Genomic DNA, 19,207 nt, shown 5'->3' on the forward strand with positions numbered 1-19,207 from the left:
AGAAAAAGTGACCTCCTGCCTCAACCCTTCTGAACCTTCACCTAAGGTATAATTTTCTCTATGATGGACATTCTTGTCGCCCTCCTCCGCACCCTGCGGCCCAAACAGTGGACGAAGAACACCTTCGTCTTCGCCGCCCTGGTGTTCGACCGGCAACTGATGAACCCCACAGCGTTCCTCCGCACAGCGGCGGGGTTCCTCCTCTTTTGCCTGCTCTCGGGCATGGTGTACCTCATCAACGACCTGGCCGATCTGGAGGCCGATCGCCAGCATCCCACCAAGCGCCATCGCCCGCTGGCCTCAGGGCGACTTCCCGTTCCGGTAGCCCTGGTGGGGTTGGGCGTGTTGTTCCTGATCACCTTTCCCGCCGCCTGGGCTTTGGGGCGTGGTTTTTGCCTGGTGGCCCTGGGCTATTTTCTACTCAATCTGGCTTACTCCTTCGCCCTGAAGCACATCCCCCTTATCGATGTGCTGGCCATTGCCGCCGGGTTTCTGCTTCGGGTGCAGGCGGGCGTTTCCCTGATCCACGTACAACGATTCTCCCCATGGCTGTATGTCGTCACCTCCCTGCTGGCCCTGTTTTTGGGCTTCGGCAAACGGCGGGCCGAATTGAGCCTGCTGGCCGCCGGGGCCGGCGCCCACCGCCGGGTGCTGGACGGCTACACCATTCCTTTCCTCGACCAATTGCTGGTCATCACCTCAGCCACGACCATCATGGCTTACAGCCTCTATACCTTCTCTGCCCCCAACTTACCTTCCAACCACGCCATGATGCTCACCATCCCTTTCGTGACCTACGGCATTTTCCGCTATCTCTATCTGGTGCAGGTGGAAGGCCAGGGAGGCGCCCCTGAGGACGCGCTGCTTAGCGACCGGCCGCTACAGGCCGCCATCCTGCTTTGGGCGTTAAGCGTCGTGGTCATCTTTTACCTTTACTGAGGAGTCATCATGCCTGCCGTCACGGCCACCGCCCCCGGAAAAATCATCCTCTTTGGGGAACACGCTGTGGTGTACGGCCAGCCGGCCCTGGCCGTACCCGTGCAGCAAGTGCAGGCCCGCGCGGTGATCTCCGCCGCCCCCGATCTGGAACCCGGCGAGGTGTTACTCACCGCCCCGGAAGTCAACCTGCAAACCCCCTGGTCCCAACTGCCCCCGGAGCACCCCCTGGTCGTCGCCATCCGGCTCACCTTGACCGCTCTGGGGATGGCTCGCCCACCGGCGCTGCGCATCCGCATCACCTCCACCATCCCCGTGGCCGCCGGGTTGGGCTCCGGCGCAGCGGTAAGCGTGGCTTTGGTGCGGGCGCTGAGCCGCTTTCTGGGCCATCCCCTGGACAATGCCCAGGTGAACGCCATCGCCTTCGAGGTGGAAAAAATCCATCACGGCACCCCGTCAGGCATCGACAACACCGTGGTGACTTATGCCATGCCGGTGTACTTCGTCCGCGGCAGGCCGGTGGAGACCTTCCGCGTAAAGGAACCCTTCACGCTGGTCATTGGCGATACCGACGTGCCCAGCCCCACAGCCAAAACCGTGGCCGAAGTGCGCCGCCGCTGGCAGCAGGACCCTGCCACTTACGAAGCCCTTTTCGCCGCCATCGGACGCATGGTGAATCGGGCTCGTCGGCTCATCCAAGAAGGCCAACCCGCCGCCTTGGGCCCGCTCATGGACGAAAACCACGCCCTGCTTCGCCGCATGGGCGTCTCCTCCCCCAAACTGGACGCCCTGGTCGCTGCCGCAAAGGCAGCCGGGGCCTTAGGCGCCAAACTTTCCGGCGGGGGCCGCGGGGGCAACATGATCGCCCTGGCACCCGACGAAGCCAGCGCCCAACGCATCGCCCACGCTCTGCGCACCGCCGGAGCCGTACGCACATTGGTGACCACCGTGAGATAAATGGGCCGCGGATGAGACGGATTGGAGCGGATAAATCTGCATTCATCTCTCCCCATCCGCGTTGCTCCGCGTTCAATTTTGCCCTTTTGCATTCGGTGCCAAGGCACTGCCTTCCAAAGCGGCACCCGGCCTTCAACTTCGCTCAGGCCCGGGGTGCCGCACGCCAAAAAACGACTTCACGACCACGCCACGACCCCACCCAACGCTCATGCTCACCTTCCTCAAACTCGGCGGTTCGCTGATCACCGACAAACACCGGCCCATGACGCCGCTGCCCGACCGCATCGCGGCTCTGGCGCAGGCCATTGCCCAGGCGCGGGCCGAGCGCCATAACCTGCGTCTCGTGCTGGGCCACGGTTCCGGCTCCTTCGGTCACGCGGTCGCCCAGGAGCACGGCACCCGCCAGGGGGTGCACGATGTCGCGGGTTGGCGAGGCTTCGCCGCGGTATGGCACGCCGCGGCCCAACTCAATCGTCTCATCGTGGACGCGCTGCACGAGGCAGGATTGCCAGCCGTGGCCTTTCCTCCCTCGGCCGGCGTGATCGCCGAGGAGGGGCGCATCGTCGCCTGGGACATCCAACCGTTGCAAGCCGCCTTAGAGGCGCACCTGCTGCCCGTGGTTTACGGCGATGTGGCGTTCGACACCGTGCGCGGCGGCACCATCGTTTCCACCGAGGAGGTCTTCGCCTACCTGGCGGAGTCCCTGCGTCCCCAACGCATCCTGATCGCAGGGGTCGAGCCCGGCGTTTGGGCCGATTACCCCGCCTGTACGCGCCTGGTGCCCGAAATCACGCCGCATTCGGTGAAGGCCCTGAGCGCCTCCCTGCAAGGCAGCGCTGCCACCGATGTCACGGGCGGCATGGCGACCAAAGTGCATCAGATGGTGCATTTGGCGGAGAAAATTCCGGGCCTGAAGATCCTGATCTTCCGCGGCACCCCTGCCTGGGTCCGGCAAGCCCTGTTAGGGGAACCGGTCACCGGAACCTGGGTCCGGGTGCCCACCCCGTAGACCCGCACTTTCTTTTGGAGAAGGACCTGTCTATGGAGATTCCCGTCCTCCACCTGGACGAAGACATCCTGGTTATCGCCAAACCGGCCGGGCTGCGCAGCACGCCCGACGGCTGGGACCCCGACCTGCCGCATCTGCGGTCGGTGTTGGAGCCAGCCTACGGCCGGCTATGGCTGGTGCACCGTCTGGACCAAGACGCCAGTGGGGTGATGGTCCTGGCGCGAAACGCAGCGGCCCACCGCGCGTTGAGTCGGCAGTGGGAGCGACGAGAGGTGGAGAAAATTTACCATGCCATCGTGCAGGGCGAGCCCGAATGGCAAAGGCACACGGTGGAGGCTCCCTTGCGGGCCAATGTGGGCCGGCGAAAACGGACAGTGGTGCACCCCAAGGGGCAGCCGGCGCAGACCATGTTGCGGGTGATCCGGCGGCTGGCCGGCTACACGCTCATCGAAGCCCGTCCCGTGACCGGTCGGCGGCATCAAGTGCGGGCGCATCTGTACCACGCCGGGCATCCCATCGTCGCCGATCCGCTTTACGGCCCAGGCCCCCGGCCGGGTGCCCCCATCGCCCGCCTGGCCCTCCACGCCCGGCGGCTGGTTTTTCGCCACCCTCGCACGGGCGAAGCGGTGCGTTTCACCGCCCCCCATCCGGAGGGCTTTGCCACGGCCCTGGCTCAATTGGAGAAATGGCAGGCCCTGCTGGCCTGAGCGCGTTCAACTTCAAACGCCAGCGCACCCTCAGAGCGTCGGGCGTGCTGGCGTTTCTCTATCTTCTCTACGCCGGGGTCAACCCACCGCTTCTTCCCAGGGGCGGAACCCTTCCCCCAGGGCTTCATGGGCGCTGCCCACCACCATGAAAGCCTGAGGGTCGGCCTGGCGCACGAAGTTCTTCAACTGCTCCACCTCGGTACGGGTGACCACACAATAGAGCACGGCCCGTTCCCGGCCTGTGTAGCCGCCGCGCCCCTGCAGGATGGTCACGCCCCGGTTGAGGCCGTGCAGGATGTGGCGGGTCACTTCCTCGGGGCGGTTGGTGATGATGATGGCCGTGCGCACCACATTGGGCCCGGAGAGCACGCCCTCGGCCGCGATGCCCGCAATGTAAAGCGCCACCAGGGCATACAATGCCTGTTCCCAGCCAAAGGTCAGCCCGGCGAGCAGGATGACCAGGCCGTCGGCAAACAGGTAACTCTGCGCCAGGGGGATGTGACGCCACTGGGCCAGGATGCGAGCCAGGATATCCGTGCCCCCGCTGGTGCCCCGACCGCGGTAGATCAGGCCCGCCCCCACGCCGCTGAGGATGCCCCCGTAGAGCGCGTTGAGGATAAGTTCGCCGGTCAGTCCGTGGGGCGGAAGGTAGGGGGCCAAGCCGTCCACCAGCGCCGAGAAGAGCACGATGCTCACCGCGGTGCGCACGGCAAAGCGTGGCCCGCCCAGGTGCCGCCAGCCCATGGCGAACAGGGGGATGTTGGCCGCCAGGGTCATCAGCCCGATGGGCCAGCCCGTGTAAGCGTTGATGACCTGCGCCAGGCCGCTGACGCCCCCTGCGGCCAATTGCGCCGGGATGAGGAACAAATCCATGGCCAGCGCCAGGATGGCCGTGCCCACGATCACATAGCCGTAATCGCGGATGTTTTCCCAGGTGAAAGCAATTCGAGATCTCATCACCAATCGCTATTCGTCAATCACAAATCTTCCATCGCTAATCGTCAATCGCCTGGCGCCTTCAACGCCGTCCCTGTCAACGCTTCGTACACGGCAATCACGGCGGAGTTATCCAATTCACCCAGCCCTAATTCCTGCATGGCGCGATACAGTTGGGTGTGGGTGGCGGTGGCGGGCAAGGGCATCCCGTAAGCACGGGCGGTGTCGAGCACAATGTCCAGGTCCTTGAGCATCATGTGGGCTTTGAACCCCGGGCCACGTTCCCCGTCGAAGAGGCGCTGGGGTTTGTGGTCCAGCGTCCAGCACTGCGCTGCGCCGTCGCGAATGGCCTGAACCACCCGTCGAGGGTCCACCCCGGCCTTTTGCGCCAGCAACAGCAACTCGGCCATGGCGACCATCTGGGCGGCCACCATGATCTGGTTGGCCACCTTGGCCACCTGCCCGGCGCCAGGGCCCCCGATGTGGGTGATGGTGCGGCCTTCGGCCTCCAACACCGGCCGGGCTTTTTCCAGGGCCTCTTCGGGGCCGCCGACCATGATGGTCAGGGTGCCCTGCCGGGCGCCGATGTCGCCTCCGCTGACAGGGGCATCCAGGCACAGCACGCCCTTCTCCCCCAACACCTGCGCGATATGGCGGGCCGTTTCGGGCTTGATGGTGGAGTGGTCGATGAAGATCAGCCCCGGATGAGCCCCCTCGATGATCCCCCGGGGGCCCAGGGCCACCTGCTCCATATCGGGGGAGTCAGGGAGGTTGGTGATCACGATGTCCACCTGGGCGGCGACTTCGGCTGGCAAGGAGGCGGCCTGAGCGCCCAAAGCGACCAACTCGTCCACCGGACCGCGGCTGCGGTTGTGGACCACCAGGGGGAAACCGGCTTTGAGGATATTGCGGGCCATGGGCTTGCCCATGAGGCCCAACCCGATATAGCCAACGCGTAACATCACAGGCCTCCTCGGTCTGAAAATGAATGCCTGAACGGGGAATGCCTCCATTGTACATCATGCCGACAGCCAAGAGACCGCTGGCGCGACTCAGTCCCCCTCTTCCGTCCTCAACCCACCAGGCGCACCACGGCCGCCACCAGCATGGTCACCACAACGCCGATGGCCAGCGGCATCAATGCACCAAAGGCCGCCCACTTTTTGCTGCCCGTCTCTTTGTAGATGGTTATGATGGTCGTGGCGCAGGGGTTGTGCAGCAGCGAAAACAACATCAAGTTGACCGCGGTCAGCAGCGTCCAGCCGTGTTGATCCACCAGAATGCGGCGGAGTGTATCCAGCGATTGGACCTCGGTCATCATCCCCGTGCCCAGGTACACCATGAGCATGGTGGGCACGACGATTTCGTTGGCCGGGATGGCGATGATGAAGGCCAGCAGGATGACGCCATCCAGGCCCATGAGCCAGCCTAAGGGGTCCAGCCAGGCGGCGATATGTTGGGCCAGCGAGACGCCGCCCAAGTGAATGTTCGCCAGCAGCCAGATGACGGCCCCGGCCGGCGCGGCGGTCATCACCGCCCGGAGCAGCACGAAGATGGTGCGGTCCACCAGCGAGGTGTACAGAATGCGGCCGATGCTGGGCTTACGGTAAGGCGGCAACTCCAGCGTGAAGGCAGAGGCTTCCCCCTTGAGCACGGTGCGGGAGAGCGCCCAGGAGACCACCAAGGTGAAGAATACCCCGAGAAGCACCACGCCCACCACCGCCCCGGCAGCGGCCAGCGAGGCGAAAGCGGGCGGAAAAGCCGCCGCCACGAACACCGTGGCCAACATGATCAGCGTAGGGAAGCGGCCATTGCAGGGCACGAAGTTGTTGGTCAGAATGGCGATCAGACGCTCCCGGGGCGAGTCGATCACCCGCGTGGAGATCACCCCGGCCGCGTTGCAACCGAACCCCATGGCCATGGTCAACGCCTGCTTGCCGTGCGCCCCAGCCTTGCGGAAGAGCCAATCCAGGTTGAACGCCACCCGGGGCAAAAAACCCAAATCCTCCAGGATGGTGAACAGCGGGAAGAAAATCGCCATCGGGGGCAGCATCACGCTGACCACCCAGGCCAGCCCGCGCCACACCCCGTGCCAGAGGAAGCCGGTCAGCCACCAGGGGGCGCCCAGGCGCGCGAACAGCCCGGCCATCAGGCCCTCGAAGCCGAACAACAGACGGGCCAGCCACTCCGAAGGGTAGTTGGCGCCCACGATGGTCAGCCAGAACACCCCGGCGAGCATGAGCAACATGATGGGCAGGCCGAACACCGGCGAGGTGACCAGGCGGTCGATGCGCTGATCCAGGTCCCAACGGCGGGGTTCGCCGCGGCGGTGCACGGCCCGGCGGGCGATGCGCTCGGCCTCGGCGTACAGCGCCTGCACCATCTGATCGCGGAAGTCCGGCCCCAGTTCGCGGCGCAGCCGGGCCGCTTCGGCCAACACCTCTTGCGGTGTGACCTGAGTCGAGGCGGTCGGCGCACTCATAGCGATCCCTCCACGGCCATCTTGCGGCTGGTGCGGATATCCTGCTCCTGCTGACGGCGTACCAGATCAAACAGTTCGCCCTTCTCCAGCGCCTCCTGCACCCGGGCGTCGCCGTCCAGCAGTCGGATGGCGATCCAGCGCGCATTGGGGAGCCCCGGCGCCAGGGCCTCGATGAGCGGCACCAGGCGCTCCACCGCCTGCTGGAAAACCGGGGTGCCCTGAATGCGCCGCGGGTGGGTGCGAATCTCCCCGCGGATCACCCCCTCGACGGCGCTGAGCAGCGCGTGTAACCCTTCGCCGGTGCGGGCCACAATGGGCACGGCCGGCACCCCCAGGTCCTTGCTCAAGGCCCGTGTGTCCACCTCCAATCCTTTGCGGCGCGCTTCGTCCATCATGTTCACCGCCACGATCACCTTGTCCGTGATCTCCAGAATCTGCAGCACCAGGTTGAGGTTGCGTTCCAGGGCGGTCGCATCGGTGACCACGATGACCGCATCAGGCTGTCCGAACAGGATGAAGTTGCGGGCCACCTCCTCGTCGTCCGAAGCCGAGAGCAGCGAGTAAGTGCCCGGCAGGTCCACCAGTTTGTAGCGCACCCCGTTGAACTTGAAACCACCCTCGGCCCGGGTGACCGTCTTGCCCGGCCAATTGCCCGTGTGTTGCTTCAGGCCGGTGAGCGCGTTGAACAGCGTGCTTTTACCCGTGTTGGGGTTCCCGGCCAGGGCGACCACATGGTCGAAGTTTTGAATTTCGATGCCCATTTGGGCCAACCGGCTATGCACCGGACAAGTTGCACACATCTCCGGGGTCAGGGTCATGAAAACCTCCACCAAATCACCAATCGCCCATCGCCAACCGTTAATTGCCAATCGCCCATCGCCGATCGCCTTCCTCCACCGGGCGCACCCAGATGCGTTCGGCCTGGTCGTTGCGCAGGGCGATGAGCGTGCCGCGCACGCGGTAGGCGCGCGGATCGTTGAAGAAGGGGCGCAGTTCGGGGCGCACCTTAGCGCCTGGGGTGAGGCCCAGATCGAGCAGACGTCGCCGAGTGAAGCCCTGCACCGCGGGGTCGATGACCACCACCTCGGCCTCCTGCCCATCGGGCAGTTGGCTTAGCGGCAGCGCATCGGACGGCGGCCCGGGCGGCGCCGGAAGCGGGGCGACGAACACATTGGCCGCCACCGCCGGGGCCAGGCGAATTTCGCGTTCGCCGTCGGAGAGCAACAGGCGCTCGGGGGTGGCTTCCAACACGCGCACCATTTGCCCCAACCGCAGGCCCTCGGCCAACAGTTGGGCGTAGGCCACCGGCGGTTCGTCCTCCAGATGCACGATGACGCCGGGGGTATCGATGGGCCACTGGGTGAGGGGCACACCTTCCTCCTGCGGAAGTCCACCCTGAGGGCCGGGGATGGGGTCGCCGTGCGGGTCGTGGGTGGGATGGCCCAGGGCCGCGGCCAGGCGGTCCACCTCTTCGGGCGTCATGCCGTGCTCGCGGCGGTGCGCCTCGCGGTGGATGCGTTCCAGGGGCAAGCGGGCCTCGTCGGCCAGGTAGCGTTCCCAGAGGCGATGGGCGCGCAGCACATGCAGGGCCCAACGTTCGCCTTCCGGAGTGAGATGCAGTTCGCGCCCGCGCACCTGCAACAGGCCTTGCTGGCTCATGCGGTYCACCAGGGCCACCGCCTGCCGCAGACGGAGCCCTAACGCGCCGGCCAGGGCTTCAGGGGCGGCGTGGCGGCCCTGGTGCTCGCGCTCCAACAGAAACTTGAGCGCATCCTCCACCTGTTCGCGGCGATGCGCGTCCTGCCAACGCACCCACCAGAGGCGGGCGATCACGGCAAGGAGCAGTCCAATGAAAAGCACCAACCCAATCCACAGACTCATGGCACCGTCTCCGTCACCACCTCCACGAAGATGGCCTGGCTCAGGCGCGGGCCGATGACTACCGGTTCGTCGCGGGCGTCCAGGCGCAGGTAGAGCAAATCGTCGTAGGGCGTGCGTTGCAGCACGGTGAACACCGTGCCGGGCACCAACCCCAGGCAGGCTAAGTGGCGCAGCAGACCGGCGTCGCGGTCCGACACCCGGCGCACCACCCCTTGCTGACCGGGGCGCAGTTGGGTGAGCGGCACGGCGGGGTCAGGAGGCAGGTGCAGGTCGGCGCTGGGGATAGGCGCACCGTGTGGGTCGTGGGTGGGGTGGCCCAGCAGGGCGGCGATGCGTTCTTCCACGGCCTCGGAGATCACATGTTCCAAGCGTTCTGCTTCCTCGTGTACCTGATCCCACGACATACCAAGCACCTGATAGAGAAACTGCTCCAGCAAACGATGATGACGGATGACCTCTAGCGCAGCCCGTCGTCCGTTCGGAGTGAGGCACACGCCGCGATGGCGGCGGTAGTCCACCAAGGGCGGGTCGGTGGCGGCCAGCCGGCGCAACATGCCCGTGACCGAGGCCGGGGCTACGCCCAGATGAGCGGCCAGTTGCCCGGTGGTCGTACGCTCCTGATTCTGGGTGAGGTGGAAGATGGCTTTAAGGTAGTCCTGCACCGAGGAAGTTGTCGGCATAACGAAAACTTGTTTTAGGATATCCTAATTCGTTGAGATTATACCTGAGTTTTCCCGCCCACACAAGGGTTCGACGGGAAAACACAAAGGTTGTGTGTGAGAAACTCAGGAACGTGCCCCCCGCCAAGCCAGCCAAGCGAGAGAAAAGGCAAAGCCTTTCAGCACGCCGGCGAATACGGGCAAAACCACCCGCCAGGGTTCCACGGAGTATTGGCTCACCTCGTAGGCACCATCCAGCTTGCGCCGCATCCAGGCACACTTCCCGCAGGCCAGCGTTAGCAGCATCGTCAAGAGCCAGCCGGGCAGCTCCCATAGCCCCACGCCCCCCACCATCAAAGGAGAGGACACGCTCTGGACCGTACCACCTCAACCACAGCACTCCGCCTCCCCAACGCTGTCCCAAAAGCCTCGCACCCAAAATGTAACCTCCAAGCCTCAGCCTCCGTCCTATGAGCACCAACCCTTAGCAAACCTGCCTTCGGGCATCCCAAGGAGGACAATATGTTCAAGAAGATCATCATCCTGCTGGTTTCCGTGTTGGTACTCACCGCAAGCTTGGTGGCCCCAAGCCAAGTCTACGCTTTCTCCCTCACCCCCACCACAAACAACATCGATGGGAGCGCCATCCAGGCCCAGACCACTGCCATTGCCCAAGAGGCTCAGAACATCCTGGTGGCCTCACAGCACATCCAAGTCTTTGCCACCCAGATCCAGCGCACAGAAACGGACCCTCAGATCCTCTCCCTGGCCGCCAGCCTGATCGCTTTGACTTCTCAGTCCGAACAGGACGCCGCGGCCATCATGGTCACCGCTCAGGATATCAACACCCGCATTGACAACTCGGAGACCACCACCCTGGCCCTCTCCGCCGACATCGGCGCCATGGCCGACCGCATCGGTGAGATGGCCGACCGCATCCTCTGGACCGAGTTGCAAATCGGGATCATGGCCGACCGCATCGTGGAAAGCGAGTACCTGATCAGCGACAGCAGCCTTACCCTAGCCCAGATGATCCTGGACGAACAACACACCATCGCCGGTCCTGCCGACAGCATCCTGATAAACGTCGCCGCCATCCAGGCCCTGCTGCCCTGACCCTGAAAGCCGGTCCGCGGTAAGGCGGGGAGTACGCTCCCCGCCTCCCATCTTCTGCCGGAGACGCCTATGTCTGCTCCCCTCTATCCCTACGCCGACGAAGACCAGTTGCTCGACGCCCTAAAGCAAGGCCAGCCCCAAGCCTACGAGCAACTCATCGAACAGTACGCCGATACCGTGTACCGGGTCGCCTATCGCCTGCTACAGAACCCCCAGGACGCCGAAGATGCCCTCCAGGAAACCTTCCTCACCGTCTACCTCAGCGTCAGCCAATTTCGCGGCGATGCCAAACTCAACTCCTGGCTCTACCGCATCGTGACCAACAAAGCCCTCGACATCCTCCGCAAACGCCAGCGCAAGTCCGAAGCAGCCACCCAAGCCTTGGATGACCTGGGCGAAGCCATGCTTGAGCAGATCCCCGACCACCAGGCGGTGCTCCCCGAGGACTGGGTGGAGCGCCAAGACATCCACGAAATCATCGAACAAGGGTTGGCCTCCTTGTCCCCGCGCCTGCGCACAGCCTTTGTGCTCTTTGAGTTGGAGGGCCTCAGTATGCAGGAAACCGCCCAAGTACTCAACATCTCCCCTTCCACGGCCAAGGTCCGAGTACACCGTGCCCGGCAAGCCTTGCGCGACTTTCTGACCGCCCACCTTTCCCCTGTTGAGGAGTGAACGATGGACAAGCAACATTCCCGTTTCGAAGCCATGCTGGCCGATTATCTAGAAGGCGCCCTCCCCCTTTCCGATCGCCTCGAATTCGAGCGCCATTTGCAGGAATGCCCCCGCTGCCGCCAAACGGTGAAAGACTTGCAAGCCCTGCAGAGCAAAGCGCGCCAGGTCATAAACCGCGCCCTGCCGCCCGACGCCAAACTGCGTCTCTACCAAAAACTCAACGCCGAGCGGGCCGCCCGCGGCGAGCCCCTGCTGCGCATCCCCCAGGAGCTGCTCGCCCTGGTCAAAGCCAAGGCCGCAGCCTCAGCTAAAGCCGCCCAGGAAGTGGCCCGCGCCGGGGCCTCGACAGCCAAGACAGCCACCGAAGCGGGAAAGCGCAGCGCCCAGGAGGCTGCCAAAGGCGCTGCCGAAAGCGCCCGCCACATGGAAAAAGCGGCCCGCGCCCTGGCCTCCGGTGCCTTAGCCGCCGCCCAGGAAGGGCTGGAAACCTCAGCGAAGGTGCTCTCCTCCCTGGCTGAAGGCGCCGAGGCCCTCAAGGAGATCCCCGACGCCCCGATCAAAGGCACCCTGACCGCCCCGCCGAAAATGGCGGCCAAGGGGGCCCAAGCCGGGGCGCAGATGGCCGGCGGCGCGGCCAAAGCGGCCAGCAAGGCGGCTCAGGCGGGGCTGAAAGCCATGGCCGAGGGGACCAAAGGGGCGCTGAAGGGGGTACAAGGCGGGCTACGGGCTGCCGCTGAGGCCGCCAAAGGCGCCACCGAAACGGCCAGGGCAGGCAAAAAGATGCTTGACGCCGCCACACAAGGCGCCCTGAAAGTCGCCCGCGCCCGGCCTGAGGACGCCGAGGAGCAAGACGACCAACGCGATGCCGAGGACAAGCCTTGACCCCGATCGCGACTCAGGCCTTTGCCCAACATGCCGGGGGCATGGTGGCTCCCCCACCGTGCCCCCGGCAGCGGTTGCTCAACCAGACACCCCCCGCCGAGAATGCCGCCGTAGCCTGCAGTGGCAAGGGGACCGCCGCACTCAACGGCGTGCTCTCAGTAAACGTCGCTATAGCGAGTGCCCTCCCCTCCTCCCAAAGTTTAGGTATAAGGCCAGACGATCACAGAGGCCTTGACCGCCTGGCCGCTTTGGCGCCCCACGCAGCCGACAAACGACCAGCCGATCGGCCACGGGGGCCAGCCCGCGACCAGCGCACTGCGTGCCGGTCGCGCCCCAAAAGCACCCTCAAGGGTTAGTAAATTTTAGGAGTTACGCAGTTGTCGGGAGGGTAATGGTAGGCTGAGCGAGATAAGCCCGCATAGCCTGCCGAAGAAGTGCATGTTTCGCTTCAAACCAAGTGACCCTTTTCTGCAAACGAAAGATCTCCAAACGCAGAAAAGCCCGARTGGCCAAACCCATATGGTCGCGCTGCGYCTTCTCCATACRAAATTGSCCCCGTKCAATGCCGGTGAACCGTTTCAAGCCTTGGTGGTAYACTTCCATCTGCCACGCCCACCGCGCATATTCCGCTGYTTCCACGACGCTCATGTCSNAACCGGCYGNTCGCCCAGTATCCCTCGCCACCGTCTTGAACCCTTTCRCCCAGCCATAGCCTTTCAAAKRCATCTTCCTCCCGTGGGGCGGGATGTACCCTGTCGACCCMRRCCGATGGTGCYCYTTCCCTTCCACCGACACCRACCGATGGGCTTTYAAGGGTGTYARCYYGYGCCRGCCRTACCCCCTNNCTNGCTTCAAGTTCGCCAGGCCRGCATACCAACTGTCGAACCGCACCAACTCAGGCTTGAAATCCTGCTCATAGGCGGTTTGCCACATCTGCCGGGAATGATCCTTTTTGCTCAGTCCGTCCTGCGCCTTGTCGTAAATCCGGCAATCGACCGGCAGCCGCTCTGGACCCTGGCTCCAGAGCAAGGAAATCAGGTTGAGGCCTTGCACTACCCGCTGGTGTTTCCCCGACCAATGCCGCCACCAAGCGCATCCGACGGGCATAAGGCTTGTCCAGGGTGGTATCATTCACCACAAGACCCCGACCTTCCGTTGGACGAACGGGGCAACTTCCCGGCTATAAAGGCCGGGTGTCGGGCGGTATGCGCTGCAGCAGACAGGCGTAGGCATCATGCGCCGGTGCATGGGGCGCCCCGGCTTGGATCGCGCCGCTTCGGTTGTGCTCAACACCTTCTGGGCGGCAATGAGAAACTGTAGAAGCCTGCCCACCGGCCATCCATACCCACGGCCCGGACGCTCTATGGCAGCTCTCCACCGATGCGCTGCGGGTAAAGCCCAAGCCGTTGAACCTTCCTCACCAGCCTTTGGTGTCCTCCAATCTCTGAAAGGAGTCGCCTTATGAAGAAGATCTTCGGTTGGCTGCTTCTGCTGCTTCTCCTCGCGGGCGTGGTACTCTTATTCGTCCAAATCCGCCTTGCCTTCCAACAGGTAGATCGGCGAGTCGAAACCTTGAGCCAACCCATGCAGGCCATGAGCACGCAGATTGCCCGGATCCTACACCCCACCCCCACCGTGCTACCCGACCCGGTCACCATTATCCACAAAGTGCGTAGCCTGGCTCGCTTGGAGACCGTGCAGTACACGGTGGAAAAGGTGGTCACCGCCGAAACCAATCAAGGGACGTTAGGCTTCCTCTTCGGCGACCGCTTGCTCTTCGTCGCCCACGGCGTGGTCATCGCTGGAGTAGATCTGACCAAAATGCAATCCGAAGACCTCCAGTTGCGCGACGGGGTGCTCTATGTGCACCTACCCCAGGCCGAAGTCTTCATCGCCACCTTAGACAACGAGAAGTCGTATGTGTACGACCGCGACACCGGCCTGCTGACCAAGGGTCAGGTGCACCTGGAGACGGAAGCCCGCCGCGAGGCCGAGCGCCTCATCCGCCAAGCCGCCCTGGAGGATAGGATTCTCGACACGGCGCAGCGCAACGCCGAGGCCTATCTCGACCGTCTGTTCCGCAGTTTGGGCTTCCCAGAAGTGGTGTTCCTGCCCCCGACCCCTGAGGCGACGCCTACCCCCTGAAGCGCTTCTCTGCCAACCTTGAATCTAACTACACACCTGCTACTTGCGTAACGTCCATGCGGGGGCGTCGTACTTCTCGTGGCGCAAGGCCACGGCGCGTGCATATTCCCCCTCGGTCAAGGTGCCGTACACCCAATGCAACCCAAAGCGCTGGGCGAAAGCTTGGCGAAAGGCCCTGGCCGCTTCAGCCCAGGAGACGATGCGCCCGGACGCCTCGGCCACGGTGGTGGCCCGGACGCGGACCTGCGCGGCAGCCCGCGCTCGCGCGGCCTCGTCGGGGTAGCGCAGCGCCTGCGCGATGCGGCCTATGTCCCCCCAGAGGGGCAGCGAACCGTGTTGCAGGATGGCCTTCTGCCGGCGCAATTGGGCGCTGCCCAGTAACTTGCGCCCGCCCACGGTGATCTCGTAGCGCGAGGGCTCCTCAAAGCAAATGGCTTTGCCATGCATGGGACGGCCCGGTTCGGGCGTGATGGTGGGCGTCAGCCCCAGCAGGCGCAGCGCGTCCACCAACGCCTCGGCCAGCTGGCGGTAACTGTCCAGCACGCCGCCCTGAGCCAGCGGATGCCCAGCGGGGAGCACGATGGCGTAAGTTAACTCGTCGGCGTGCAGCACGGCCCGCCCGCCCGTGGGGCGACGCACCAAATCCCAGCCCAGGGCCGTCAGGCGGGCCTGCTCGACTTCGGCGACCGACTGCCCCTGGCCCAGGGAGAGGCACGGCGGCGACCAGGCGTACAGCCGCAGCGTGGGCGGCACGCGACCCGCCGCCACGGCCTCTAAGATGCCCTCGTCCACCGCCATGTTCCACGCCCCCCGCGCAGGGGGATGCAAAAGCAAGCGAAACCGCTCCATGACCGCTGTCTCAGGGGCTATTCAGCCCGATGCGCCTCCACAGGCAGCCGCACCAGGGCCGTCTCCAACACCAGGGCTTCCAACCGCCCGGCTGAGGCTTCGCGCAGGGTCGCCTGAAAAGCCGGGAAATCTTCCACCGCAAAACAGGCGGTGAGAGTCACCTCGGCGGCAAAATCCTCGTCGAGCACCACCCCGCCATGCTGCGCCACCAGGCGACGCACCCGCTCCAGCCAGCCATAAGGCAGGCCCACCATCACGGTATGGCAACGCACTTTGCGGGCGCGGGGCACCGCGGCCACGGCCTCTTGCGCGGCCTGCGTGTACGCCCGCACCAGCCCGCCGATACCCAACTTGGTCCCGCCAAAATACCGCGTGACCACTAGCACCACATCGCCCAGGCCGCTGCCCCGCAGCACGCTGAGCACCGGGCGCCCTGCCGAGCCCGAAGGCTCGCCGTCATCCGACGTGTGGGCCACCGCGCTGCTCCCACCGCCCACGATATAGGCCGGCACATGATGCGTGGCGTCTGGGTATGCCGCGCGAATGCGGGCGATGAAAGACCGGGCCTCCTCGACCGTCTCGGCGGGGGCGATGGCGGCGATGAAACGCGAGTTGACCACCACGATTTCCCGCCGCACCTCGGCGGCCGGCACCAGATAGGAGGCTCCGCGTGCTTCGGGCATGGGGGGATTATACCAGGGGGCGACATCCTCTCCGGGGAGCAGATAAACCCCAGGGTCCGGAAAGGCGGCGACATCCGGGGGTGGGGTACAATATCCAGAGAACGGCAAATCCCCTATCCCCAACAAGAGGTTGTCCTATGTCTACCCTGCTGGTGCGTCATGCCACGATATTGATCACCATGGACGATGAACGCCGGGAAATCCCCGACGGCGGGATGTTCATCCGTGATGGTTTTATCGAACAGGTCGGCCCCACGGCCCAATTGCCGGACACCGCCGACGAGGTGCTGGACCTCGAAGGCTATGTGGTGGCCCCCGGGCTCATCAACACCCATCACCACTTCTACCAGACCCTGACCCGGGGGGTTCCCCGTGCCCAGGATGCCAATCTGTTCCACTGGTTGAAGACGCTGTACCCCATCTGGGCGCGTATGACGCCGGAGCACATTCGCGTTTCCACGCAAACGGCCCTGGCCGAGTTGGCCCTCTCGGGCTGCACCACGGCCTTTGATCATCTTTACCTCTTCCCCAACGGGGCCCGTTTGGACGACGAAATCGAGGCCGCCCGCGAGGTGGGGCTGCGGCTGCACGCTTCGCGGGGCTCCATGAGCCTGGGGGAAAGCCAGGGCGGTCTGCCCCCTGACAGCGTAGTGGAGGACGAAGCGCACATCCTGCGCGATTCCCAACGCCTCATCGAGCGATATCACGATCCTAGCCCGGGCTCCACGCTGCAAATCGTGCTGGCCCCCTGCTCGCCCTTCAGCGTGACCGGCGACCTGATGCGCCAGAGCGCCCGGCTGGCGCGGGCGTACGGGGTGCGTCTGCACACGCACCTGGCCGAAACCGAGGACGAAGAGCAATTCTGCCTGGAGAAGTTCGGCTTGCGCCCGGTGGCCTACATGGAATCATTGGAATGGATCGGCCCGGATGTGTGGTTTGCCCACTCCATCTATGTCAACCAGGAGGAAATCGCCCACTACGCTAAGCACGGCGTGGGCGTGGCCCATTGTCCCACCTCGAACATGCGATTGGGGTCGGGCATCATGCCGCTGTACGAGATGCTCACCGCAGGGGTCAAGGTAGGCTTGGGCGTGGACGGCTCGGCCAGCAACGACGGCTCGCACATGTTGGAGGAGGTGCGCCAGGCCATGTTGCTGGCCCGGGTGCGGTCGGGCCTGTTGGGGTTCTCGCGCAGCGACGAGCAGGCCCCGCCGCTACTCACCGCCCGCCAGGCCCTGGAACTGGCCACGCGGGGCGGAGCGGCCGTGCTGGGCCGCGACGACATCGGGCAACTGGCGCCGGGTAAGGCAGCTGACTTCTTCGCCGTGCGGCTGGCGCGCCTGGAGTACGCCGGCGCGCTGCACGATCCGGTGGCCGCGCTGGTCTTCGCCTCCCCCGTGCGCGCCGACTACACCGTGGTGGGCGGACGTTTGGTGGTTAAGGAAGGGCACCTGGTCACAGTGGATGTGCCGCGCCTGGTGGAGCGTCACAATCGCCTGGCAGCCGCGCTGGTGACGTAGTAGCCTCACGGGGACGGGCAAGGTGTCCCTCACAGGTCACCCATGCCGGTATCCCTGGGAGTCCCTCCAGCGGCCTCTCGGTTATAATGACCCCCCCACTTTTCCCCGGAGGCAGGAGATATGTCTCAGGAAACCTACACCGACCTGAACCCCCATCCGCGCATTCTGCTTGGCCCCGGCCCCAGCATGGTGCACCCGCGCGTGCTGCGGGCTATGGCCACGCCCCTGGTGGGGCACCTGGACCCCGATTTCCTGCAAATCATGCGTGAGGTCCAGGACCTGCTGCGCTATGTCTTTCGCACGCAGAACGAACTCACCATCCCGGTCTCAGGCACGGGCAGCGCGGGCATGGAAGCCGCGTTGTGCAACTTCATCGAGCCGGGGGACGCTGTGCTGATCGCGGTCAACGGCTACTTTGGCTTGCGGCTGGCCGATATGGCCGCGCGCTATGGGGTCGAGGTCCACACGGTGGAGCGGCCCTGGGGCGAAGTTTTTGACCCGGATGAAATCGAGTCGGCTTTGCAAAAGCGCCACTACAAACTGCTGGCCCTGGTGCACGCCGAGACATCCACTGGCGCGCTGCAACACCACATCCGGGCCATCGCCGAGGCGGCGCACAAGCACGGCGCCTTGTTGGTACTGGATACGGTGACCTCCTTAGGTGGCGTGCCGGTGGAGATCGACGCCTGGGATGTAGATGTGGCGTACAGCGGCACGCAGAAGTGCCTCTCAGTGCCCCCCGGGTTGGCACCGCTCACCGTGTCCGAACGGGCGCGCGAAGTCTTGAGGAAGCGTAGAACCCCGGTGACCAACTGGTACCTTGACCTCACCCTGGTGGAGAAGTATTGGGGTGATGAGCGCACCTACCACCATACCGCTCCCATCAGCATGATTTACGCTTTGCGGGAAGGGCTGCGCCTGGTGGCCGAGGAAGGCCTGGAGACCCGCTGGGCCCGCCACCGCGAGCACGCGCAGATGCTTTGGCAAGGGTTGCAGGGCCTGGGGCTTAAACTTCTGGTGCCTGAAGCCCATCGGCTGCCCACACTGACCACGCCTTTGGTGCCCGCCGGGGTGGACGAAGCCACGGTGCGCCGTCGGCTGCTGCACGAGTACAACATGGAAATCGCTGCCGGCTTTGGCCCGCTCAAGGGCAAAATCTGGCGCATTGGGCTGATGGGCTTCAGCAGCCGCCGTGAGCATGTTGCCTTGCTGTTGACCGCGCTGCGGGCCATCCTGGGCTGACGCCAGGGGCTGAGTGGGGCCGCAGTCGAAGCCCGTCTTGACCGGCCAGCGTCACGATGTGCGCCCTTCGACTACGGGCTTCGCCCGCCGCTCAGGGTGCTGCACCAATGAAAGGTTAACGCCAGAGGCTGAGCAGAGGCACCGTAATCGGAGCCCCCATTCCCAGCGCAAGGAGAAAGCACATGCCTTATGTGTACATCCTGCGCTGTGCTGACGGCAGTTACTACACCGGCGTGACCACGGATTTAGCCCGACGATTGGAAGAACATCAACAAGGCCTAAATCCCCGAGCCTATACCTTTCGCCGCCGCCCTGTGAGGTTGGTTTGGGCCCATGAGGTGGCCACCTACGAAGAAGCGTTACGCTTAGAGCGTCAAATCAAAGGCTGGCGGCGGGCCAAGAAGGAAGCCTTGATCCGAGGAGATTTTGAAGCGCTCCATCAGTTGGTGACCGAGGAGCGCCGCCAGCGTGAGAGGCAGAAGCGCCGCGTGTGAGAGGCCTGGAGCAGGGCACCCTCCGACTACAGGTGCT

19 protein-coding genes are annotated in these 19,207 nt (G+C 64.6%); 11 read left to right on the plus strand and 8 right to left on the minus strand.

The features are described 5' to 3' along the window. The first annotated feature begins 63 nt into the window (after positions 1–63). From G4O04_00375 to G4O04_00390, 4 genes are all read left to right on the plus strand, one after another. On the plus strand, positions 64–939 hold the full coding sequence (locus G4O04_00375) for a decaprenyl-phosphate phosphoribosyltransferase (GenBank protein HEY57007.1): 876 nt from the start codon (positions 64–66) through the stop codon (positions 937–939). Between the two features lie 9 nt (positions 940–948). Then, complete coding sequence (mvk, locus tag G4O04_00380) at positions 949–1,893, plus strand: mevalonate kinase (GenBank protein ID HEY57008.1); 945 nt, start codon at positions 949–951, stop codon at positions 1,891–1,893. Positions 1,894–2,101: 208 nt separating this feature from the next. Continuing rightward, positions 2,102–2,902 (plus strand): uridylate kinase, encoded by an 801-nt coding sequence (locus tag G4O04_00385; GenBank protein ID HEY57009.1) that lies wholly within the window; start codon positions 2,102–2,104, stop codon positions 2,900–2,902. A gap of 32 nt (positions 2,903–2,934) precedes the next feature. Further along, the gene (locus tag G4O04_00390) at positions 2,935–3,609 is read left to right on the plus strand and encodes an RluA family pseudouridine synthase (protein ID HEY57010.1); all 675 of its coding nucleotides are present in this window, start codon (positions 2,935–2,937) and stop codon (positions 3,607–3,609) included. Positions 3,610–3,687: 78 nt separating this feature from the next. Here G4O04_00390 and G4O04_00395 read toward each other — a convergent pair whose 3' ends face one another. The 6 genes from G4O04_00395 to G4O04_00420 form a co-directional block, all read right to left on the minus strand. Further along, the gene (locus G4O04_00395; protein HEY57011.1) at positions 3,688–4,566 is read right to left on the minus strand and encodes a YitT family protein; all 879 of its coding nucleotides are present in this window, start codon (positions 4,564–4,566) and stop codon (positions 3,688–3,690) included. Between the two features lie 44 nt (positions 4,567–4,610). Then, on the minus strand, positions 4,611–5,507 hold the full coding sequence (locus G4O04_00400; GenBank protein HEY57012.1) for an NAD-binding protein: 897 nt from the start codon (positions 5,505–5,507) through the stop codon (positions 4,611–4,613). Positions 5,508–5,617: 110 nt separating this feature from the next. Then, complete coding sequence (locus G4O04_00405; GenBank protein HEY57013.1) at positions 5,618–7,027, minus strand: ferrous iron transporter B; 1,410 nt, start codon at positions 7,025–7,027, stop codon at positions 5,618–5,620. After that, on the minus strand, positions 7,024–7,845 hold the full coding sequence (locus tag G4O04_00410; GenBank protein ID HEY57014.1) for an iron transporter FeoB: 822 nt from the start codon (positions 7,843–7,845) through the stop codon (positions 7,024–7,026). The genes G4O04_00405 and G4O04_00410 overlap by 4 nt, the downstream gene beginning before the upstream one ends. A gap of 40 nt (positions 7,846–7,885) precedes the next feature. Next, a complete protein-coding gene (locus G4O04_00415; GenBank protein HEY57015.1) occupies positions 7,886–8,908 on the minus strand; it encodes a hypothetical protein in 1,023 nt (340 codons plus the stop codon). Next, positions 8,905–9,588 (minus strand): metal-dependent transcriptional regulator, encoded by a 684-nt coding sequence (locus tag G4O04_00420; protein ID HEY57016.1) that lies wholly within the window; start codon positions 9,586–9,588, stop codon positions 8,905–8,907. Before G4O04_00420 ends, G4O04_00415 begins: the two co-directional genes overlap by 4 nt. A 501-nt stretch (positions 9,589–10,089) precedes the next feature. Here G4O04_00420 and G4O04_00425 point away from each other — a divergent pair. The 4 genes from G4O04_00425 to G4O04_00440 all read left to right on the plus strand — a co-directional run bounded on the left by G4O04_00425 (position 10,090) and on the right by G4O04_00440 (position 14,382). Next, positions 10,090–10,683 carry a hypothetical protein gene (locus G4O04_00425; GenBank protein ID HEY57017.1) on the plus strand — a complete coding sequence of 198 codons (594 nt, stop codon included), beginning with the start codon at positions 10,090–10,092 and terminating at the stop codon, positions 10,681–10,683. A 69-nt stretch (positions 10,684–10,752) separates the two neighbouring features. Continuing rightward, positions 10,753–11,355 (plus strand): RNA polymerase sigma factor, encoded by a 603-nt coding sequence (locus G4O04_00430; protein HEY57018.1) that lies wholly within the window; start codon positions 10,753–10,755, stop codon positions 11,353–11,355. 3 nt (positions 11,356–11,358) lie between these two features. Further along, the gene (locus G4O04_00435) at positions 11,359–12,237 is read left to right on the plus strand and encodes a zf-HC2 domain-containing protein (GenBank protein ID HEY57019.1); all 879 of its coding nucleotides are present in this window, start codon (positions 11,359–11,361) and stop codon (positions 12,235–12,237) included. 1,461 nt (positions 12,238–13,698) lie between these two features. Then, positions 13,699–14,382, plus strand: coding sequence for a DUF4230 domain-containing protein (locus G4O04_00440; protein HEY57020.1), 684 nt, complete (start codon positions 13,699–13,701; stop codon positions 14,380–14,382). Between the two features lie 39 nt (positions 14,383–14,421). Here the strand turns inward: G4O04_00440 and G4O04_00445 are convergent, their stop codons facing one another. Both G4O04_00445 and G4O04_00450 read right to left on the minus strand, forming a co-directional pair. Further along, positions 14,422–15,231 (minus strand): lipoate--protein ligase family protein, encoded by an 810-nt coding sequence (locus tag G4O04_00445; protein HEY57021.1) that lies wholly within the window; start codon positions 15,229–15,231, stop codon positions 14,422–14,424. A gap of 17 nt (positions 15,232–15,248) precedes the next feature. Further along, on the minus strand, positions 15,249–15,914 hold the full coding sequence (locus tag G4O04_00450; GenBank protein HEY57022.1) for a YigZ family protein: 666 nt from the start codon (positions 15,912–15,914) through the stop codon (positions 15,249–15,251). A 137-nt stretch (positions 15,915–16,051) separates the two neighbouring features. Between G4O04_00450 and G4O04_00455 the strand changes: the two genes are divergently transcribed. The 3 genes from G4O04_00455 (at position 16,052) to G4O04_00465 (ending at position 19,170) form a co-directional block, all read left to right on the plus strand. Next, positions 16,052–17,434, plus strand: a complete 1,383-nt coding sequence (locus G4O04_00455; GenBank protein ID HEY57023.1) for an 8-oxoguanine deaminase — start codon at positions 16,052–16,054, stop codon at positions 17,432–17,434. Positions 17,435–17,554: 120 nt separating this feature from the next. Beyond that, positions 17,555–18,676: an alanine--glyoxylate aminotransferase family protein gene (locus G4O04_00460; protein ID HEY57024.1), complete on the plus strand. Its 1,122-nt coding sequence runs from the start codon at positions 17,555–17,557 to the stop codon at positions 18,674–18,676. Between the two features lie 182 nt (positions 18,677–18,858). Next, entirely contained in the window at positions 18,859–19,170 is a 312-nt protein-coding gene (locus G4O04_00465; protein HEY57025.1) for a GIY-YIG nuclease family protein, read from the plus strand. Positions 19,171–19,207: the final 37 nt, after the last annotated feature.

This window comes from Anaerolineae bacterium (assembly GCA_011176535.1).
In the GTDB taxonomy this organism is placed as follows: Bacteria; Chloroflexota; Anaerolineae; order Anaerolineales; family DRMV01; genus DUEP01.